Below are 2,152 nucleotides of genomic sequence, written 5' to 3' on the forward strand. Positions count from 1 at the left end.
GGTGCAGGCTGCTCCATAATAATCAAGCCGGCAGAGGAAACGCCCGGCACGGCCGTTGCCATGGCCCGCTGTTTCCAGGAAGCAGGCGTGCCGGCCGGCGTGCTCAACGTCCTCTTCGGCGTGCCGGACGACGTTTCTGCCCAGTTGCTAGCATCGCCAATTCCAAAGATGCTGACGCTGACGGGCTCAACCGCCGTTGGTAAGCTCCTGCAGAAGCGCGCGGCTGATACTTTGAAACGTTCCACTATGGAGCTGGGCGGACATGCGCCTGTGATCGTGCATGCCGACGCCAATCTCGAGCATACGCTGAATACGCTCGTCGCCGCCAAATTCCGCAACGCCGGACAGGTTTGCACGTCGCCGACGCGCTTCTTCGTACACGAGAGCCTATATGGCGAGTTCGTTGAGGGCTTCGCCGCCCGCGCCGGCGCTCTGGTTTTGGGCGACGGCCTGAAACCGACCACCCAGATGGGACCGATGATAGCCGAGCGTCGGTTGGGAGTGATGGAAGGTTTTGTAGAGGATGCTGTCGCGGCCGGCGCCCGGCTGGTGATCGGCGGCAAGCGCAGCAGAAATCGCGGCTACTTCTTCGAACCAACGGTCCTCGCAGATGTGCCCGAAAATGCTCGCCTCCTCAAGGAGGAGCCGTTCGGTCCGCTTGCGCCAGTAATGCCATTCTCGTCGTTCGATTCAGTCATCGATCGGGCGAACAGCCTTCCTTACGGCTTGGCCTCGTTCTGCTTCACCCAGAGCAACGCATTGGCCGCGAAAACCGAAGAAGCGCTGGACGCCGGCTTGGTAGGCGTTAACCACATGATGGTGTCCACCCCGGAAACCCCGTTCGGAGGCGTGAACGAAAGCGGCTTTAATTCGGAGAGCGGTGTGGAAGGCCTCGAGGCGTTTCAACGAACCAAATTCGTAACCGAACTTTCCCTCACATGAATCCGGGAGCTGGTCGCAAACTCCTCGTCAGTTAACCGGCCAAGAAAATTGTGGCCCGGTTCGTGGCGGTCGCGATTTCGGCCGTAACACCCGGTGATCTTGCGAGAGAGATATACTTGCCGGACGACTTACCGGAACAGGTGCGCAGGATACCTCTATTGCCACTTTGGAATTTAGACGCGCGGGAGACTGTAATGCCGGCACCATGTTTAAGCGTTGATTCAGCGAGCATCCGCAGATCGGCAATCGCTGCTTGAGGGGAAGAAGTTATGACCATCAACATCAGTGAAATCAGCGACAAGGACAGAAACTCTGTTCTGCATCCTTTCACGCAGCTCAAGGACTTTGCCACCGGCACGCTCGGCGATCCGACCATCATAGAGACAGGCAAAGGCATCCGCGTCCAGGATGCGCATGGCAACGAGCTCATCGACGGCTTCGCAGGGCTCTATTGCGTGAACGTCGGCTATGGCCGAACCGAAGTCGCCGAGGCGATCTCGCGTCAGGCCTTCCGATTGGCCTACTATCACTCCTACGCGGCGCACACGACGGATGAGCTCGCGATCCTCTCTGATCGCCTCGTGAAAATGGCGCCGGGCAAGATGAGCAAGGTGTTCTACGGCATGTCCGGCTCGGATGCCAACGAGACCCAGGCCAAGCTCGTCTGGTACTACAACAACCTGCGCGGCAAGCCGACGAAGAAGAAGATCATCTCGCGCGAGCGCGGCTACCATGGCTGCAGCGTCGTGTCCGGCTCGATGACCGGCATGAGCTTCTATCACGACCACATGGACCTACCGCTGTCACGGATCGTCCATACCGGCGTCCCGCATCACTATTGGGGCGCCAACCCGGGTGAGACCGAGCCGGAATTCTCAGCGCGGCGTGCCGAGGAGCTTGATCAGCTGATCGAACGCCTGGGCCCGGACAATGTCGGCGCCTTCATTGGCGAGCCGGTACTTGGCACCGGTGGCATCACGCCTCCGCCAGAAGGTTACTGGCAAGCGATCCAGGCGGTGCTGAACAAGCACGACGTGCTGCTCATTGCCGATGAAGTCATCACCGGCTTCGGCCGGACTGGCTCCATGTTCGGCTCGCAGCATTATGGCATCGAGCCAGACCTCATCACGATCGCAAAGGGTCTGACCTCCGCCTACTTCCCGCTCTCCGCGGCAATCGTCGGTGAGAAGGTCTACAGGGTCTTGGAGGA

General features: G+C 59.8%; 2 protein-coding genes. Both read left to right on the forward strand.

Annotation, left to right across the window (positions count from 1 at the left end; genetic code table 11):
* A partial coding sequence (locus EOA27_RS33275) for an aldehyde dehydrogenase family protein (RefSeq protein ID WP_127258393.1) occupies nt 1-942 on the forward strand: 942 nt, incomplete at its 5' end.
* 269 nt (nt 943-1,211) lie between these two features.
* Nucleotides 1,212-2,152, forward strand: a 941-nt coding sequence (locus EOA27_RS33280; RefSeq protein WP_127258395.1) for an aminotransferase class III-fold pyridoxal phosphate-dependent enzyme, incomplete at its 3' end; no start/stop codon positions are given.

Origin of the sequence: Mesorhizobium sp. M2A.F.Ca.ET.037.01.1.1 (genome assembly GCF_003998075.1) — a bacterium.
Classification (GTDB): Bacteria; Pseudomonadota; Alphaproteobacteria; order Rhizobiales; family Rhizobiaceae; genus Mesorhizobium.